This is a genomic window from Nocardia acididurans, assembly GCF_016741815.1.
GTDB classification, from domain to species: Bacteria; Actinomycetota; Actinomycetes; order Mycobacteriales; family Mycobacteriaceae; genus Nocardia; species Nocardia acididurans.
This window is the reverse complement of record NZ_JAERRJ010000005.1, coordinates 474,587-490,161: the sequence shown is the minus strand read 5'-3', so window position 1 is coordinate 490,161 and position 15,575 is coordinate 474,587. Positions and strand designations below refer to the sequence as shown.

The window sequence follows — 15,575 nt, the reverse complement described above, 5'->3', positions numbered from 1 at the left end:
CAAAATAATCGAAATCGAAAACCCCTACATTCGCGGCATGAGTCGTTTGTTCGGGCCCGATCAGGCCGCACCGCTGTCCCTGGATCGGCGATCCTTCCTCCGCTACGCCGGGCTCACCGCCGCCGCGATCGGCAGCGCCGGACTGGTCGCAGCTTGCGGCTCGGACTCGTCCGGGCCGAGCAACGGCACCACGCCCGACGGGTCCAAATACGGCACCGTCGCGGTGCAGCTGTCCTGGTTGAAGAACATCGAATTCGCCGGTGAGTACTTCGCCGACAGCAAGGGCTATTACAGGGAGGCAGGATTCGGGTCGGTGAACCTGATCGCGGGCGGTGCGGCCAGCACCTCCGTCGAATCGGGTATCGGCACCGGCAAGATCTGGATCGGCATGTCCGCGCCGCAGACCACCGCGCCCGCCGTCCTGAAGGGCTTGCCGCTCAAGATCGTCGGAGCCACCTATCAGAAGAACCCCTTCTGCATCGTGAGCTCAGCGGCCAATCCGATCCGGACGCCGCAGGAGATGAAAGGCCGCAAGATCGGCGTGCAGGACACCAATCAGCTGGTGTTCGACGCCCTGCTCGCCGCCAACGGCATGACGCGATCGGATCTGACGGTCGTCCCCGCGCAGTTCGATCCCACCCCGCTGGCAAACGGCGAGGTGGACGGCTGGGTCAGCTACGTGACCAATGAGCCGATCACCCTGGGCGCCAAGGGATTCGCCAACTACAACTTCATGTTCGCCGACTACGGCCTGCCGCTGGTCGCGGAAACGCTCACCGTGCACCAGCGCACCATCGACAGCGAGCGGGACAAACTGAAGGCCTGGCTGAAGGCCGATATCCGAGGCTGGCGCGACGCCGTCGCCGATCCGGCGGAATCCGCGCGGCTGGCCGTGGAGGTATACGGGAAGGACCAGCAGCTCGACCTGCGCGAGCAGAAACAGGAGGCGCTGGCGCAGAACACGCTGGTGGAAACCGCGGACACCAAAGCCAACGGGCTTTTCACCATGACCGACGCGCTCATCGCGAGCAATATCGCCGCCCTGGCCAAATCCGGCATCGACATCAGCGCCGACAAGCTGTTCGATCTGTCGGTGCTGAAGGAGATCTACGCCGAGGACCCGAGCCTCATATAGTGCGGGGACTGCGGTTTCGCCGAGGTGCCGTTCCGGACGGACAGCAGTTCGGCCATGATCGACACCGCCACCTCGGCCGGGGTGCGCGCACCCAGGTCGAGGCCGGCGGGGGAGCGCAGCCGGTCCAGGGTGGCGGCATCGAACCCGCCCGCCTCCAGGGCCTCCAGACGATGGGTGTGCGCGGTATTCGAGCCCAGCGCCGCCAGATACCCGATCTCGGGTAGTCGCAGCGCGATGGTGAGCAGCGGGATCTCGAACTTGGCATCGTGCGAGAGCACCACCAGCGCTGTGCTGGAATCGATTTCGCCCGCCGACGCCAGCGAGTTCAGATAGCGGTGCGGCCAGTCCACCACCACCTCGCAACCCGGATAGGCGTCCGCGGTGGCGAAGGTCGGGCGGGCATCGCAGATGGTGACGCGATAGCCGAGCAGCTTGCCCTGGGTGGCCAGCGCACTGCCGAAAGCGTTGGCGCCCACCAGGATCAGATGCGGCGGGCGGGCGAAGGAGGAGACGAAGATATCGGAATCGGGCAGCGACACCAGCTCCGTGCCGTGCCGGCGGTCGGTCACCAGATGCTGGCCGATCACATCCGGATCCGAATGCCACACCACCGTGAACACGGTGACCTGGCGCTGTGCGGCGATATCGGCGGCCACATCCGGGAACTCCGGAAAATGGTTGCGCGAGAACGGTTCCGCGAAGACATCGAGGGTTCCGTGGCAGTCGGTGCCCGCGTCCAGGCCGCTGCCCGGACCGAACCGGTGCAGGCCGCGGCGGCCGGTGCGCGCGGCCTCCACGGCCACCTGGTAGGCGGCCGCCTCCGCACACCCCGCGGACAGCGAGCCGAAGGCCCGGCCGCCACCGTCCACCACCATCGCCGTACCGATCGGCAGGGGTGTCGAACCGACCGTCCGCACCAGGGTGACCAACCCGCCGGTGCGCCCGCTGTGCCACACCCGCATCAGGTCATCGACGATATCCCGCATCACTAGCTCCCGATTACCGTGTGCCGCCGCCGGGGTAATCCCAGTCGATCCCAGTCGCGAGGTCGTCACACGTGACGCACACCATATCCGCTCGTTCCCGTAAATAAGTGCCCGCCCCGGAATTTCCCGCCGCACCAGCGACAACCCCCGCCCAGTGCCCTCGGCCCAGCACCACCGGATGCCCCGGCATCCCCCGGAACACCGCCCGCGCCAGCCCACCGGCACTCGCCCGCGCCGCCGCCACGACCCGCGCCACCACCTCACCCCCGACATCCGGGGTATCCACGGGCATGATCGCCACATAGTCCGCGGGAGAGGCCCCCACCCCGAAGCTCCGCGCCGAAGTTATCCCCATGTCAATAATCCCTGTGGAATTCTTCCGCGCCGGAGCAGTCCGCGTCGCAACCTCAGAAATCAGCGTGCCACCGGCGGATACCGCGGCCAGACCCGCACGGAACGAAGCGCTCAGCCCGGTTGCCCAGTCCGCCGCCCAGACCGGGCGGACCCCCTCGGGCAGCTCGATGCGAGGGGTTTGCGAGACCAGCCAGCGAGCCGTCGACCCGGCGGGCTGAGGCTGGGCCGGACCGGTCGCGCCGAGAACCACATAGACGCGGTCACAGCCGCCGTCGCGCAGGGCGGCGACGGCCGTGCGCAGCCAGGAGCCGTTCTGCGCCAGCACCTTCGGCATGCCGTAGCGGGTGCCTGCCCCGGCGGCCAGCACGATGCCGTCACAGCGTTCGCGGATCATATGCCGACCGTACTGGTAGCGGGCGGTTTTCGCTGGGTGGTCTTTACGCGTTGAGTGCGGCCAGGGTGCGGCGGACTTCGATCGAACGGGACGGCCAGTCGAGTGGCGGCCGGGGTTGCCGTGCCCGATGCTGGACGGTGATGACACAGACCGAGATCGGATTGACCGCATTCGACGCGCTGCCGGAATCCGCTGCCGTCGAAACGTTGCTGAGCTGTTGTTCGTCCCCGGCGTGGGCGGCGGGAGTGGCGGCGCGACGACCCTACGCCGACCTGGAGTCGTTGCTGTCGGCCGCCGACGCCGTGCTCGAAGCCCTGACCGAGGCGGAGATCGACCGCGCGCTGGCCGGGCATCCACGGATCGGGGAGCGGCCGGACAGCGCGAACTCGGCGCGAGAACAGGCGGGAATGGCGACGGCCGACGACGTCGTCCGGGCCGCCATCGCGGACGGAAACCGGGTGTACGAGCAGCGATTCGGGCACGTGTACCTGGTGTGCGCCACCGGCAGGACGCCCGCCGAACTGCTGTCGATCCTCGAATCGCGGCTCGGCAACGCGGCGGCCGACGAAAGACGCATCGTGCGTCGTGAATTGGTGCAGATCAACCGGATTCGGTTGCGGCGCATGATCGGCGAGGAAGGCGCGTCGTGAGCACACTCAGCACACACATCCTCGATGCCGTGCACGGTGCGCCCGCCGCGGGTGTCGGCGTCACACTGTTCGACGGCAGCTCTGCGGAAATCAGCTCGGGAACAACGGATTCCGATGGGCGCATCGGCTCCCTCGGCGGCACGCTGCCTCCCGGGACCTACCGGCTGCGGTTCGAGACCGGTGCCTACTTCACGGCACAGGGTGTCGAATCCTTCTACCCCGAGGTCACCATCGCCTTCGTTGCTACCGGCGAGCGGCATTACCACGTCCCCCTTCTGCTCTCCCCCTTCGCGTTCTCCACCTACCGCGGGAGCTGACCATGACCGACGCCACGATCCTGGTGATCGAAGGCTGCGCCGTCGCCACCGTCGACGCCGCGGGCACCGAATACCGCGACGGCCATGTGATCGTGTGCGGCAACAGGATTCACGCCGTCGGAGCCGGGCCCGCGCCGTCCGTGCAAGAGCAGGCCACCCGCATCGACGGCCGCGGCTGTCTGCTCACCCCCGGGCTGGTGAACACCCACCACCACCTTTACCAGTGGATCACCCGCGGCCTGGCCGCCGACGCCGGCCTGTTCGAATGGCTCACCACCCTCTACCCCATCTGGGCGGGCATCGATGAGGACGCCACCCGTGTCGCCGCCACCGGCGCACTGACCGCCCTCGCCCGAACCGGTTGCACCACAACGACGGACCACCACTACGTCTTCCCTCGCGACGCCGGCGACCTGCTCGCCGCCGAAATCCACGCGGCCGCCGCCGTGGGCCTGCGCTTCCACCCCACCCGTGGCTCCATGGATCTCGGCCGCAGCGCGGGCGGCCTGCCCCCGGACTCGGTTGTCGAATCCCTCGACGACATTCTGAAGGCCAGCGCCGACGCCGTCGCCCGCTGGCACGATCCGTCCTTCGACTCGATGCTGCGCATCGGCCTGGCACCCTGCTCCCCGTTCTCGGTGACCGCCGACCTGCTGCGCGAATCTGCGGTAATGGCAAGGGAACTCGGCGTCCGCCTGCACACGCATGTCGCCGAAACCCACGATGAAGAGCGCTACTGCCGCGAAACACACGGCTGCACCCCCGCCGAATACATGGAACGCCTCGACTGGGTCGGTCCCGACGTCTGGTGGGCGCACGCCATCCACCTCGACGACACCGCCATCGCCACCATGGCCCGCACCGGCACCGGCGCGGCCCACTGCCCCACCTCCAACGCCCGCATCGGCGCGGGCATCGCCCGCCTCGCCGACCTGGTGACCGCGGGCGTCCCGGTCGGCCTCGGAGTGGACGGCGCCGCCAGCAACGAATCCGGCTCCCTCATAGCGGAACCTCGCAGCGCTCTCCTCTTCGCCCGCCAGCGCACCGGCCCCGAATCCCTCACCACCCGCACCGCCCTCGAACTCGCCACCATGGGTGGCGCCCGAATCCTGGGTCGCGCAGCCGAAATCGGCAGCCTCGAGCGAGGCAAACTCGCGGACCTGGCGCTCTGGAATCTCCAGGGCTCGGCCTACGACGGCATCGACGACCCGGTGACCGCCCTGGTCCTCGGCTCGGCGCCACCGTTGTCCGCGCTGGTCGTCAATGGCCGAATAGTGCTGCGCCACGGTGAAATTCGCACGGTCGACGATGCCGAGGTGGGCAGCCAGGTGGCTCGTGCCCAAGCCAGGCTGGTCGAGAAAGCCGGGTGAGCGCTGCCCGCAGGCAACCCCGCAGGTGAGCCCGGTCGCTGTGCGCACTCAGCCGCAGACTGGTCTAATCACCTTGAGGGCAGGAACGCCCGACTGCAAACGCCGCCATGATTTCGCGCGAGCCGCGTCTCGAATCGCTACCACCACGCTGTCATTCGGCAAATCACCGGAACAGATATGGTTCTCGGCGGAGTTGCTGTGTAAGGGACCACCACTCGTGGAAGGAGCCTCAGCTGCGTGCAACAAGCGGTGTGTCGCAAGGGGACGCCGCACAGCCCGCTATCGGCGAAAAGGGCTATGCGGTCGTCGCGATGCACGATCGGCTCACGCCGGAGGAATTCGCCATCCTCACGGCCGTGTACGACGACGAGCTGGCGCTGGACGAATGGCTGCCCGCGGGTAGCCGCAGCCGCAAACGCTCCTATCAGCGGTTCTCCCTGACCGTCGCGGATCTGCGGTTCGAACCCGAGGCCGACCCCGGCCCGTACATCCAATCCATGTCGGTGAATCCGCTGCAGGGCGGTATCGAACGCATCTTCCGGGTCATCTCGCCGGAACACCCGGTGACCGCCGTGACCAGGAAGCTCGCGCACTCCGTGGCCGCCGACCTGGTGGCGGCGGACGTGCTGAACGCCGAGCGGACGCCGGAGGTCGCGGTGGACGTGCACTTCATTCGCATAGCCGCGCCGGGTGAACCCGCTCCGGAGGGGATTCATCGAGACGGACTGCTCGGCGGATCCGTACACCTCGTGCACCGCGAGAACATCACCGGCGGCCTGTCCGAGGTGTACGACAACACGCAGACCTCCCTGGCAGAATTCCAGCTGGACGAGCCACTGAAGTCCCTCGTCTTCGACGACTCCCGGGTTCTGCACTACACCCATCCGATTCTGCCCGCCGACCCGGACTGCCCCTCGTATCGGGACGTACTGCTGATCGGATTCCGCTAGCCGTGACAGACCAGATCGGCCAGTTCATCGCAGCGCTCGACGAACTCCTCGATGTCGGCGAACTCGTCACGATAGCGGCGGATCTGACAGCGATCCCGTCCTACACCGGCGACGAGACGGCGCTCGCCGTCCATGTGCGGGATACGCTGCTGCACAACGGGATATCCGCGCACCTGCAGGAGGTCGCGGCTGCCGCCCACCCCGGCGACCGCGGCCGCTGCCAGACCATCGGTCATCTCGGACCCGCGGCGGGTAAACCCGCTCTGATGTTCAACGGCCATCTCGATATGGACCCGGTCGACGACCGAGCGGGCCGCTTCACCGCCCGAGTCGAGGGCGACCGACTGTACGGTGCGGGCTTGCACAATATGAAGAGTGGGCTCGCCTCCATGATTGCCGCGGCAATCATGGTGCAGCGCAGCGGGATACAGCTGAACCGCGGGCTGCTGCTCGAATTCGTCGCCGGCGAACTGCAGGGCGGGACCGGTACGAAGCACGCGCTGGCAGAGGGGTTGACCGCTGACGCCGCGGTCGTTCCCGAGCCGTACTCGGTACGCCGCGTCCTCACCCGCACCGCCGGGGTCCACAAGTTCGCGCTGGTGGTGCGGGGAAAGACCGCGCACACCAGTCGGCACGCCGAGGGCGTCGACGCCATCGCGATTCTGCGCGAGCTCATGGACCGGCTGGAGCGCGCAGATCTACGGCTGGGAGACAACGAGTTTCCAGATCTACCCCGCCTGCAGCTGTCGAGCCTGATCGCCGGTCGGGGTGACCGGCACGATCCCTCGGGGGTCAGCTACAGCGCCGACAAGGCCACCGCGATCTACGACCTGCGTTACCCGCCGCCGCATGAGCCGGATGCGGTCATCGAGGCCCTGAAAGCCTTCGAGCGCGAAGCAAAAGCGCTGTTCCAGGCCGCCGACATCACCGTGGATCAGCCGCCGGACCCGGTCTTCCGCGTCGGCGGAACAGTGATGCCGCCCATGGATGTCTCGCCTGATTCGGCTGTGGTGCAAGATATCTCGAAGCTTCTGCCGCAGGTTTCCGACTACGTCGTCGAAGCGTCCGGACTCGTGCTGCCGTACTCCTACTGCGGGAACGACACCACACACCTGTCCCGCGCGGGCATCGAATGCTGCCTGTTCGGGCCACGCGGCGAAGGACCCGATACCGAAGATCATGTGCTGATCAGCGAAATGATGGCCTGCGCGCGCACCCTCGCCGCGCTCGCCATCCTGCGCTGCACCTGAAAGTCCTTCAGCAGCCCAGCCTTCCGATCTCCTCCTCGATGCCGGCCAGCAAAGGCAAACGGAGCCTCGCGCAGATGGCCACCGCGGTGCGCAATCGCTCGCAGGCCTGCGCGACGTGGCCCTGGAGCGCCTCCACCCGGGCGATATTGCGCAGTGCGTCGGCCTCGCCCTGCGGGTTGCCCACCTGCCGGGCGATGCCCAGCGACTCCTGGTAGTAGTGCTGGGCGGGAATGTAGCGGCCCGCGTGCCGCTCGAGATGACCCAGACCACGCAGTGCGTCCATCTGGCCGAGCGGATCGTTGCCCTCGGCCGCGAGCCTGCTCGACTGTTCCAAGGCCGCTCTGGCCGCCGTCGAATCGCCTACGGCGCGGCTCACATTGCCCAGCCCCCACAGTGCCCAGCCCTCCCCATAGCGATCGTGAATCCGCCGGGCGATGGCGAGCGCTTCCTCGAAATACCGCTGCGCCGCGTCCAGCCTGCCGTTCATGCGCTCGGAATGGCCGAGCCCGCGCAGCGCGTCACCCTCCAGCTTGCGGTAGTTGATACCGCGCGCGATGCGCAGCGCGTTCACATAGTGGTCCCGAGCTGGGCCGTGGTCACCGCCCAATCGCAGGCACTCGGCCAGACTCCACTGGCCCGTGCCGACCCGTTCCGGATCGTCCAAACTCTTCGCCACGCCCAGCATGGCGTCCGAGCAGGCCCGCGCTTGGGCGTAATCACTGACCATGCGGTGCGCCATGCTCAATCCGTCGAGGGCATCGCATTCCGTGGGCTGGTGCCCGATTGCCCGGGAGATGTCCAAGGCGATCGTGAAGTCGTCGCGAGCGGCATCGTGCTCCCCGGTGATCCACGCCAATTTGCCCCGTTCGCACAGCACCTCGGCGACGCAGCGCCGATCCTGCAGCGACCTGGCCAAGGCCAATGCGGCCGCGAATCGATCCCCCGCCGCCTCGTGCCTGCCGCTCAGCCGATCGACCCGGCCCAGGCCCGCCAGCGCCCACGCCTCGGCCTCCTGATCACCGAGTGCGCTCGCGATGCCCGCAGAACGCTCATAGAGCCGGTAGGCCGCCGACCACCGGCCACGCCCGCACAGATGGGAGGCCACCAGCCGGGCAAGCTCGGCGGTTTGCCCACTCGCGCCGGTGTTTTCCACACAGCCGACCAGCAGTTCTCGTTCCCGGCTGAGCCAGGCCCGCGCCTGCGCCCCATCGGCGGGCCGCGGCGTGCGGGCCGGCGTCTCGACGGGGCCTGGCACACTGGCCCGGCGCGCGATCGTGAGGCCGAAGGTGACCAGGCGCTCGCTCGCCGCGGGAAGGCCGTCGTCCGGTTTGGCGAGCATGCTGGCATACAGCTTCGTCATATCGTGCATGCGATAGTGCGAGCCATCCAGCGGATCCAGCAGACCTGCCTCGAAAAGCTTGCGTATCAATGTTTTTGCGCGCACCAGTGGCATATCGGCCATGGCGGCCAGCGGTTCCGCGCTGATCTCCGGGCCGGGGAAGGCGCCGAGCAGTCGTACGGTGCGCTGCAGTTCCGGATCGCGTAGCCGCTGGTACCACTTCTCGAACGTGGTGCGCACGGACTCGTCGCCGGCGGCGAACTGGTCCAGAATCGTCTCCGCCAGTTCACGGTTGACGGACTCATCGAGTGAACCGCGCAGTTCCTCCGTCAGCGCGGTCAGATCAGTGGCGCTCTCCGCCAGCATGCCGGGATCGTGATGGGCGAGCTGGCTGCCGAAAAGTTTGAGTGCCAATGGAAGTCGGCCCGACGCGGCCACTATCCGGCGCGCGGCCGTCCGGTCGTAGTGACCGAGACGCAGATTGGCGAACTTCGCGAGCAACTCCTCCGCCTCGTCGGGATCCATGACATCGAGATGCATCGGGCGGGCGCCGACCAGACCCAGCAGCCGGCTGCGGCTGGTGATCAGCACGAACGAGCCGGGCGAATTCGGCAGCAGTTCCCGGACCTGCGCGGTCTCCGCCGCATTGTCGAAGATCAGCAGCATGCGGCGGGTATTCATCGCGCCGCGCCACTGCGCGGCCCGGCGATCCGGATCGGCCTCGATGGTTTCCCGCGGCACGTCGATTTCCAGCAGCAGGCGCTCCAGCAGATCGGCGCTGGTGCGTGGTTCGCGCTTGGGGGTGAAGCCGAACAGATCCACCCAGATCGCGCCCTCCGGATACTGTTTCGCGAACTCGGTGACGGCATACCTGGCGAGCGCGGTCTTGCCCACCCCGGGCGGGCCGTCGAGGACGTGCACGGCCGGGCCACCGTGGTAGACGTGTGCCCGCACCCGCTCCCGCAGTTCGGTTCGCGCCGGATGCCGACCGGTGAAATGCGGTACCTCGGGCGGCAATTCGCCCTCGGAGACCACCGAGCGGTCGTTGGTGCGCTGTGACATGCTGGTACGGAACTCGGTCTGAATCTCCTCGGACAGGTGCTCCAGATCGGCCAGATCCACCAGTTGGTCCCAGGTTGTGCCGTATACGGTCGCCAAGGTGCGCAGGGCATCCAGGCTGGGCCGGGCTCCCTTGTCCGGTCGCACCGAACCGTCCGGCGCGAAAGGCCAGCGCTCGAACTCCGAGATTCGGCTGGCACGCATACCGCCGCTGTCGCTGAGGGTATTGAACTCGTCCGCGACGGTCTGCTGACTGAAGTCCCTGGCCAGCCGCCACGCCACCCGCGGACGATAGCCTCGCTGGCGTAATTCCGCGGCGAGCGGCTCGTCCACCTGACGATCGGAGAGCCCCAACCCGCGCAGTTTCTCGCGGAGCCGACGGCGTTCGTCTTTGTCGGCGGGAGCGCAGGGGCAGCCCTCGCAGGTCTGTTTTCTCGGCACCGGTTACCTCCCGCTCGGCCCGAATACGCCCAATTTACTTGGTACCAACACGAATTCGGTCGCATCGTCGCCGTGGAAACAGCAGAAACCTCCCGGCGGGTTGTGAAGTTTTCACTGCTTCCGGTGGTGTCATGCCTGGTAGTGGCAGGTTTTCGAAACGAAGAAATCACCTCGGCCCCTGGTCTCGAAGTGGACCCGCACGCGCGGCCACCATTGACATACAACAAGCGGACCGGGGGGACGCGGGGGACCGGTCCAGGCGCGAGAAGGGATCGGAACGATGGCGATCAACGAATTCGAATGGATCATCACCAGCGATGTCGCGCAGGAGGTGGCATTCCGGATCGACCTGCCCGAATCCGCACGCGGCCGGTGGGTGCTGTCCTACTTGCCCACCGCCATGCGGCTGAACAAGGAGCAGGCGCTCGCCGGTCTCGTGCTGGCCGAAATGATCCTGCTCGGATTGCTCAGGGCCGGAGGGGAATTCGACAGTGAGATGGCGGCGCTGCATGCGGATGTGCTGGGGGTCAGCGTCACCGATGTCATGTGCTTGCTCGCGCTGCGGATGAGCGGGCGCGACGCGGACGAGGGGGACGACGGGGGATCGTGGCGGAAACCGCTGGGGCGGTGCGTTTCCGCCACGGTCTCCCGGCGTGCGCAGGACTGTGTCAGAGAGGGGAGCTGACGATGTTCGGGTGCGGGGAATGCGCATGGCACTGTGGATATCGGGCACGGCATTACGGGTACCGGTGGCAGCACTGCTGCTGCTACAGCTACACCGGCAGCGCGAGCTGGTTCTTCGGGTCGCTCGCGGCGGTGCTGGCCTTCGCGGTGCTGGTCATGCTCGCGGTGGTCAGCGGCTGCGAGACCCAGGTGGCGACCGAGCCCGGCGTGCCCGGGATCTCGACACCGGTGGAGGCCGGCGACTGCGCGCCGTTCTGCGGCGCGGTCGAGGACGACGCGGGCAGTACCGAGACGTCCCCAACAGGGACGTTCTGACCAAGAGTAACGAAGTTGAAACAGGGGCGCGGAGTTCCGCAATCTCCGCGCAACCCGCCGGTTCTAGGGTGGAAACGAGGTCGCGACCGCCCGCAGGGAGCGGCCCCGTAGGTGAGAGCGGGTGAGACGGATGGATCTGGACACGATCCGCGAAGTGGTGGTGGCCCGGGATCGGGACGATCTCGGCGGGCTGGGGGCCGGAACCGCCGTCCTGGCCGGGGGGACCTGGCTGTACTCCGAACCGCAGGACGGGCTGGAACGGCTCGTCGACATCACCGGACTCGGGTGGACGCCCGTCGAGATGGACGCCGGCGGGCTGGAAATCGCCGCCACCTGCACACTCGCTCAGCTCACCGACAGCCGGTATCCGGAACGGTGGACCGGGACCGCGCTGTTCGGGCAGGCCTGCGGAGCGCTGCTCGCCTCCCACAAGATCCGGCGCACCGCGACCGTCGGCGGGAACGTCTGCCTGGCGCTGCCCGCGGGGGCGGTGCTGGCGGCGCTCACCGCGCTCGGCGGGTACGCGCTGGTGTGGGGGCAGCGCGTCGACCGATGGATACCGTTGTCGCAGTTCGTGTTCGGGCCGGGGGTCACTCGGCTCAACACCGGGGACCTGTTGCGGGCCATCCGGATACCGGAACCCAATCTGCGCTCGCGCACCGCATTTCGCAAGATCGCGCTCGCGCCGCTCGGGCGATCCGGGTCGGTCGTCATGGGGCGGCGCAATCTCGACGGGAGCTGCCACCTCACCATCAGCGCCGCCACGCTGCGGCCCGTCGTCCTCGAATTCGACGAGGTGCCGGGCGAGAGCGAACTGTCGGCAACCATCGATGCGGTGAATCCGCGACTCTGGTTCGACGACCCGCACGGCTCACCCGACTGGCGGCACCACGTCAGCACCGTGCTCGCCATCGAGGTGGCGGCCGAACTCGCGGGAGGGAGCGCATGAGGTTCCATGTGGACGGCGACCCAGTCGACGTCACCGTGCGGCCCGGACAGTGCCTGCGCACCCTCCTGCGAGAAAACGGTCACCTCGCACCCAAGAAGGGCTGCGACGCGGGGGACTGCGGGGCCTGCACCGTCCTCGTCGACGGGGCTGCCGTGCACTCCTGCGTCTACCCGGCGCACCGCGCCGACGGCCGCGCCGTCACCACCGCCACCGGGCTCGCGGCCAACGGGCCCAACACGATTCAGCGCACATTCGTGGAGAACGCGGGCTTCCAATGCGGATTCTGCACGGCCGGCATGCTCGTCACCGCCACCGACCTCGCCATCCACGGCGCACTCGACCCGGCCACCCTGCCCGAGACGCTGAAGGGCAACCTCTGCCGCTGCACCGGCTACCGCGCCATCGCCGACGCCCTCACCGCCGCCGCCCCGCCGGGCGCGCGGGGTGGGGCCGCCGCACCGCTGGGTGCGGGGGAGGGGGCAGCCGCCCCTTCTGCGCCCGGCAACCGCCAACCGCAACCGGGCAGCGGTGTGCCGCAACCGGGTAGCGAGGGGGCCTACTCGGGTGGGGGGCCGCAACCGGGTGGCGGGCCACGACTGTGCGGTCAGCCCAACGAGTTTCGCTATCCGGCGACCTCGCCGCTGCCTGCGCTGCCGTGTCACAGCTCCTCCTGCGGAACCAGCGTCCGGCCCGGCCCCGGACGGGAATCCGGCGAAGCGGCCACCGCCGCTCCCGAGGCACGCGGGGTGGCGGGAACCGGGGTGGGAGCACCCGCCGGACCTCGCATCGTCACCGGCACCGAACCATTCACCATGGATGTCCCGGCTGCGGCGCCCGGCTTCGGTACGCCGGACCAGCGCCTTTCCGTCCCCCGGCTGATGTCGGATGCCGTTGGCGGCGTGGATGTTTCGCAAGACGCAGCCGATCCGGGCCGGGTGCCGCCCGGTGCGGTGCTGCACCTGGAGGTGTTGCGGAGCCCGCATCCGCACGCGCGCATCCTGTCCATCGACACCACGGCCGCCGAGGCCGTCGCCGGCGTCCGTGCCGTGCTGACCCACGCGGACAGTCCCGACTTCCTGTATTCCACTGCGCGGCACGAGATTCGCGCGGACGACCCGGACGACACCCGGGTGCTGGATCGGGTGGTCCGCTTCCACGGGCAGCGGGTGGCCGCCGTGGTTGCCGACACCCTGGCCGCCGCACGCGCTGGATGCCGGGCGCTGCGTGTCGAATACGAGGTGCTGCCCGCGGTCTTCGACCCGGAGCAGGCGCTGCTCGGCGATGCGCCCCTGCTGCACGGCGAGAAGACCGCGTCGCGGATCGCCGATCCGGCGCGCAACCTGGTCGCCGAGGTACACGGGCGGACGGGAGATTTCGCCGCCGGTCTGGCCGCCGCCGACCATGTGGTGGAAGGCATCTGGGAGACGCAGCGGGTGCAGCACGTGCACCTGGAGACACACGGCAGCATCGGATGGCTGGACGAGCATGGACGGCTCGTGGTCCGCACCAGCACCCAGGTGCCGTTTCTGGTGCGTGATGAACTGAGTCGCATCTTCGGGCTGGAGCGGGACCGGGTGCGGGTGTTCGCGGCCCGGGTCGGCGGCGGATTCGGCGCGAAACAGGAGATGTTCACCGAGGATCTGGTGGCCCTGGCCGTCCTGCGCACCGGGCAGCCCGTGCAGTACGAGCTCACACGCGGCGACGAATTCCTCACCACCTGCCGCCATCCCATGCGGGTGCGGGTCACCGCCGGGGCCGACGCCGCCGGACGGCTCACCGCCCTCGCCGTGGATGTGCTCTCCGATGCGGGTGCGTACGGAAACCACAGTGCCGGAGTGCTTTTCCACGGGGTCGGGGAATCCGTGGCCATCTACCGGTGCGCCGCCAAACAGGTCGACGGGCGTGCGGTCTACACCAACAATGTGCCCTCCGGCGCGTTCCGCGGCTACGGGCTCGGGCAGGTCACGTTCGGCGTCGAATCCGCGCTCGACGAACTCGCGCGGCGAATCGGTGTGGACCCCTTCGAATTCCGCCGCCGCAATGTGGTGCGGCCCGGGGACGATCTGATCGGCGGATTCTGTCACCGGGAACCGGACCTCGCCATCGGCAGCTACGGTCTCGACCAGTGTCTCGACCTCGCCGAACAGGCGCTGCGGCGCGGGAACGGAGTCGGTGCGCCCGGTCCGGAGTGGCTGATCGGCGAGGGCATGGCCCCGTCCATGATCGCCACCATCCCGCCGCGCGGGCACCGCTCCACCGCGCATGCCGCGCTGCTCGCCGACGGCACCTACGAAATCAGGGTCGGCACCGCGGAATTCGGCAACGGCACCACGACCGTGCTGGCGCAGCTGGCGGCCACGGTGCTCGGCACCGAATCCGGCCGGGTGCGCATCCGGCAGGCCGACACCGATGCCACCGACCACGACACCGGTGCGTTCGGCTCCACCGGAATCACCGTGGCCGGGCGGGCCGCGCACGCCGCCTGCGAGAAACTGCGGCGGCGCATCCTGCAGCGCGCGGTAGCGCTCACCGGCATCCCCGCGGCCTCGCACACCTTCGAACCCGGTGGCATCCGCTACCTCGATCGCTTCCTCACCGCCGCCGACCTGGTCGCGGACGGGCCGTTGCACACCGAGGCCACGCACGACGGCACACCCCGGTCGGTCGCGTTCAACGTGCACGCCGTGCGGGTGGCGGTGCACCCGGGCACCGGCGAGGTCCGCATTCTGCAATCCGTGCACGCGGCCGACGCGGGCACCGTCCTCAACCCGGTGCAGTTGCGCGGGCAGGTGGAGGGCGGTGTCGCACAGGCCGTCGGCACCGCGCTGTACGAGGAGATTCGCACCGATCGGGGTGAGGTCACCACGAAAACGCTGCGGCACTACCACATTCCGCAGTTCGCGGATATTCCGCGCACCGAGATCTACTTCGCCGCGACGGCCGACCCGCTCGGGCCGCTGGGCGCGAAGTCGATGAGTGAATCGCCCTACAACCCGGTCGCGCCCGCCATCGCCAATGCCGTTCGCGATGCTGTCGGCGTTCGCCCGCATCGGCTTCCCATGACGGCGGACCGGATCTGGAGTCTGGCCGGACGGGCCGTGGTGACGGCCGCGGACCCGGTCTGAACTGGTCTTACGTTCGACGGGTGTCGGCGCACAGAAGTCGGCCGTCCGGTTTGTCGGGACCACCCCGGTGGCGTGCGCCACAACCTTCAAGATCACAATGAGCTGTGAAGGTGCTCACAGTCGGATGGTTCCCGGCGCGTCGAGTGTTGGTGGCCCCGATCACGCAAACAGTACGGGCGTTATGCAAAACTGCACGTCAGCGCTACTGGCAAGTAGATTCCACCGCTGCTATTCGCAAGCAAATTTCGCAGACTTAG

The 15,575-nt window shown here is 68.4% G+C and carries 13 protein-coding genes; 10 read left to right on the top strand and 3 right to left on the bottom strand.

Going from position 1 to position 15,575, the window contains the following annotated elements:
* Positions 1-37: 37 nt before the first annotated feature.
* Positions 38-1,135 (top strand): ABC transporter substrate-binding protein, encoded by a 1,098-nt coding sequence (locus tag JK358_RS15495; RefSeq protein ID WP_201948190.1) that lies wholly within the window; start codon positions 38-40, stop codon positions 1,133-1,135.
* Here the strand turns inward: JK358_RS15495 and JK358_RS15490 are convergent.
* Positions 1,108-2,121: an XdhC family protein gene (locus JK358_RS15490; RefSeq protein ID WP_201948188.1), complete on the bottom strand. Its 1,014-nt coding sequence runs from the start codon at positions 2,119-2,121 to the stop codon at positions 1,108-1,110. The genes JK358_RS15495 and JK358_RS15490 overlap by 28 nt on opposite strands.
* A gap of 13 nt (positions 2,122-2,134) precedes the next feature.
* Entirely contained in the window at positions 2,135-2,869 is a 735-nt protein-coding gene (locus tag JK358_RS15485) for a nucleotidyltransferase family protein (protein ID WP_201948186.1), read from the bottom strand.
* 140 nt (positions 2,870-3,009) lie between these two features.
* Here JK358_RS15485 and uraD point away from each other — a divergent pair, with 140 nt between their 5' ends.
* From uraD to JK358_RS15460, 5 genes are all read left to right on the top strand, one after another.
* Complete coding sequence (gene uraD, locus JK358_RS15480) at positions 3,010-3,519, top strand: 2-oxo-4-hydroxy-4-carboxy-5-ureidoimidazoline decarboxylase (protein WP_201948184.1); 510 nt, start codon at positions 3,010-3,012, stop codon at positions 3,517-3,519.
* Positions 3,516-3,836 carry a hydroxyisourate hydrolase gene (gene uraH, locus JK358_RS15475; protein ID WP_201948182.1) on the top strand — a complete coding sequence of 107 codons (321 nt, stop codon included), beginning with the start codon at positions 3,516-3,518 and terminating at the stop codon, positions 3,834-3,836. The genes uraD and uraH overlap by 4 nt, the downstream gene beginning before the upstream one ends.
* A 2-nt stretch (positions 3,837-3,838) precedes the next feature.
* Positions 3,839-5,206, top strand: a complete 1,368-nt coding sequence (locus tag JK358_RS15470) for an 8-oxoguanine deaminase (protein ID WP_201948180.1) — start codon at positions 3,839-3,841, stop codon at positions 5,204-5,206.
* Positions 5,207-5,457: 251 nt separating this feature from the next.
* On the top strand, positions 5,458-6,156 hold the full coding sequence (locus JK358_RS15465) for a 2OG-Fe dioxygenase family protein (protein ID WP_201948178.1): 699 nt from the start codon (positions 5,458-5,460) through the stop codon (positions 6,154-6,156).
* A 2-nt stretch (positions 6,157-6,158) separates the two neighbouring features.
* Positions 6,159-7,406 carry a M20 family metallopeptidase gene (locus JK358_RS15460; protein ID WP_201948176.1) on the top strand — a complete coding sequence of 416 codons (1,248 nt, stop codon included), beginning with the start codon at positions 6,159-6,161 and terminating at the stop codon, positions 7,404-7,406.
* 7 nt (positions 7,407-7,413) lie between these two features.
* Here JK358_RS15460 and JK358_RS15455 read toward each other — a convergent pair whose 3' ends face one another.
* Positions 7,414-10,245: a tetratricopeptide repeat protein gene (locus JK358_RS15455; protein ID WP_201948174.1), complete on the bottom strand. Its 2,832-nt coding sequence runs from the start codon at positions 10,243-10,245 to the stop codon at positions 7,414-7,416.
* A gap of 280 nt (positions 10,246-10,525) precedes the next feature.
* Here JK358_RS15455 and JK358_RS15450 point away from each other — a divergent pair, with 280 nt between their 5' ends.
* From JK358_RS15450 to JK358_RS15435, 4 genes are all read left to right on the top strand, one after another.
* A complete protein-coding gene (locus JK358_RS15450) occupies positions 10,526-10,930 on the top strand; it encodes a hypothetical protein (RefSeq protein ID WP_201948172.1) in 405 nt (134 codons plus the stop codon).
* 2 nt (positions 10,931-10,932) lie between these two features.
* Entirely contained in the window at positions 10,933-11,244 is a 312-nt protein-coding gene (locus JK358_RS15445) for a hypothetical protein (RefSeq protein WP_201948170.1), read from the top strand.
* Between the two features lie 130 nt (positions 11,245-11,374).
* Positions 11,375-12,193, top strand: coding sequence for an FAD binding domain-containing protein (locus tag JK358_RS15440; RefSeq protein ID WP_201948169.1), 819 nt, complete (start codon positions 11,375-11,377; stop codon positions 12,191-12,193).
* A complete protein-coding gene (locus JK358_RS15435; RefSeq protein WP_201948167.1) occupies positions 12,190-15,318 on the top strand; it encodes a molybdopterin-dependent oxidoreductase in 3,129 nt (1,042 codons plus the stop codon). The genes JK358_RS15440 and JK358_RS15435 overlap by 4 nt, the downstream gene beginning before the upstream one ends.
* Positions 15,319-15,575: the final 257 nt, after the last annotated feature.

Excerpts from the sequence above, each read along its gene's own strand:
- JK358_RS15450 (WP_201948172.1), top strand. The coding sequence starts at position 10,526 with ATGGCGATCAACGAATTCGAATGGATCATCACCAGCGATGTCGCGCAG.
- JK358_RS15485 (WP_201948186.1), bottom strand. The coding sequence starts at position 2,869 with ATGATCCGCGAACGCTGTGACGGCATCGTGCTGGCCGCCGGGGCAGGC.
- JK358_RS15445 (WP_201948170.1), top strand. The coding sequence starts at position 10,933 with ATGTTCGGGTGCGGGGAATGCGCATGGCACTGTGGATATCGGGCACGG.
- JK358_RS15490 (WP_201948188.1), bottom strand. The coding sequence starts at position 2,121 with ATGCGGGATATCGTCGATGACCTGATGCGGGTGTGGCACAGCGGGCGC.
- JK358_RS15470 (WP_201948180.1), top strand. The coding sequence starts at position 3,839 with ATGACCGACGCCACGATCCTGGTGATCGAAGGCTGCGCCGTCGCCACC.
- JK358_RS15435 (WP_201948167.1), top strand. The coding sequence starts at position 12,190 with ATGAGGTTCCATGTGGACGGCGACCCAGTCGACGTCACCGTGCGGCCC.
- JK358_RS15440 (WP_201948169.1), top strand. The coding sequence starts at position 11,375 with ATGGATCTGGACACGATCCGCGAAGTGGTGGTGGCCCGGGATCGGGAC.
- JK358_RS15495 (WP_201948190.1), top strand. The coding sequence starts at position 38 with ATGAGTCGTTTGTTCGGGCCCGATCAGGCCGCACCGCTGTCCCTGGAT.
- uraD (WP_201948184.1), top strand. The coding sequence starts at position 3,010 with ATGACACAGACCGAGATCGGATTGACCGCATTCGACGCGCTGCCGGAA.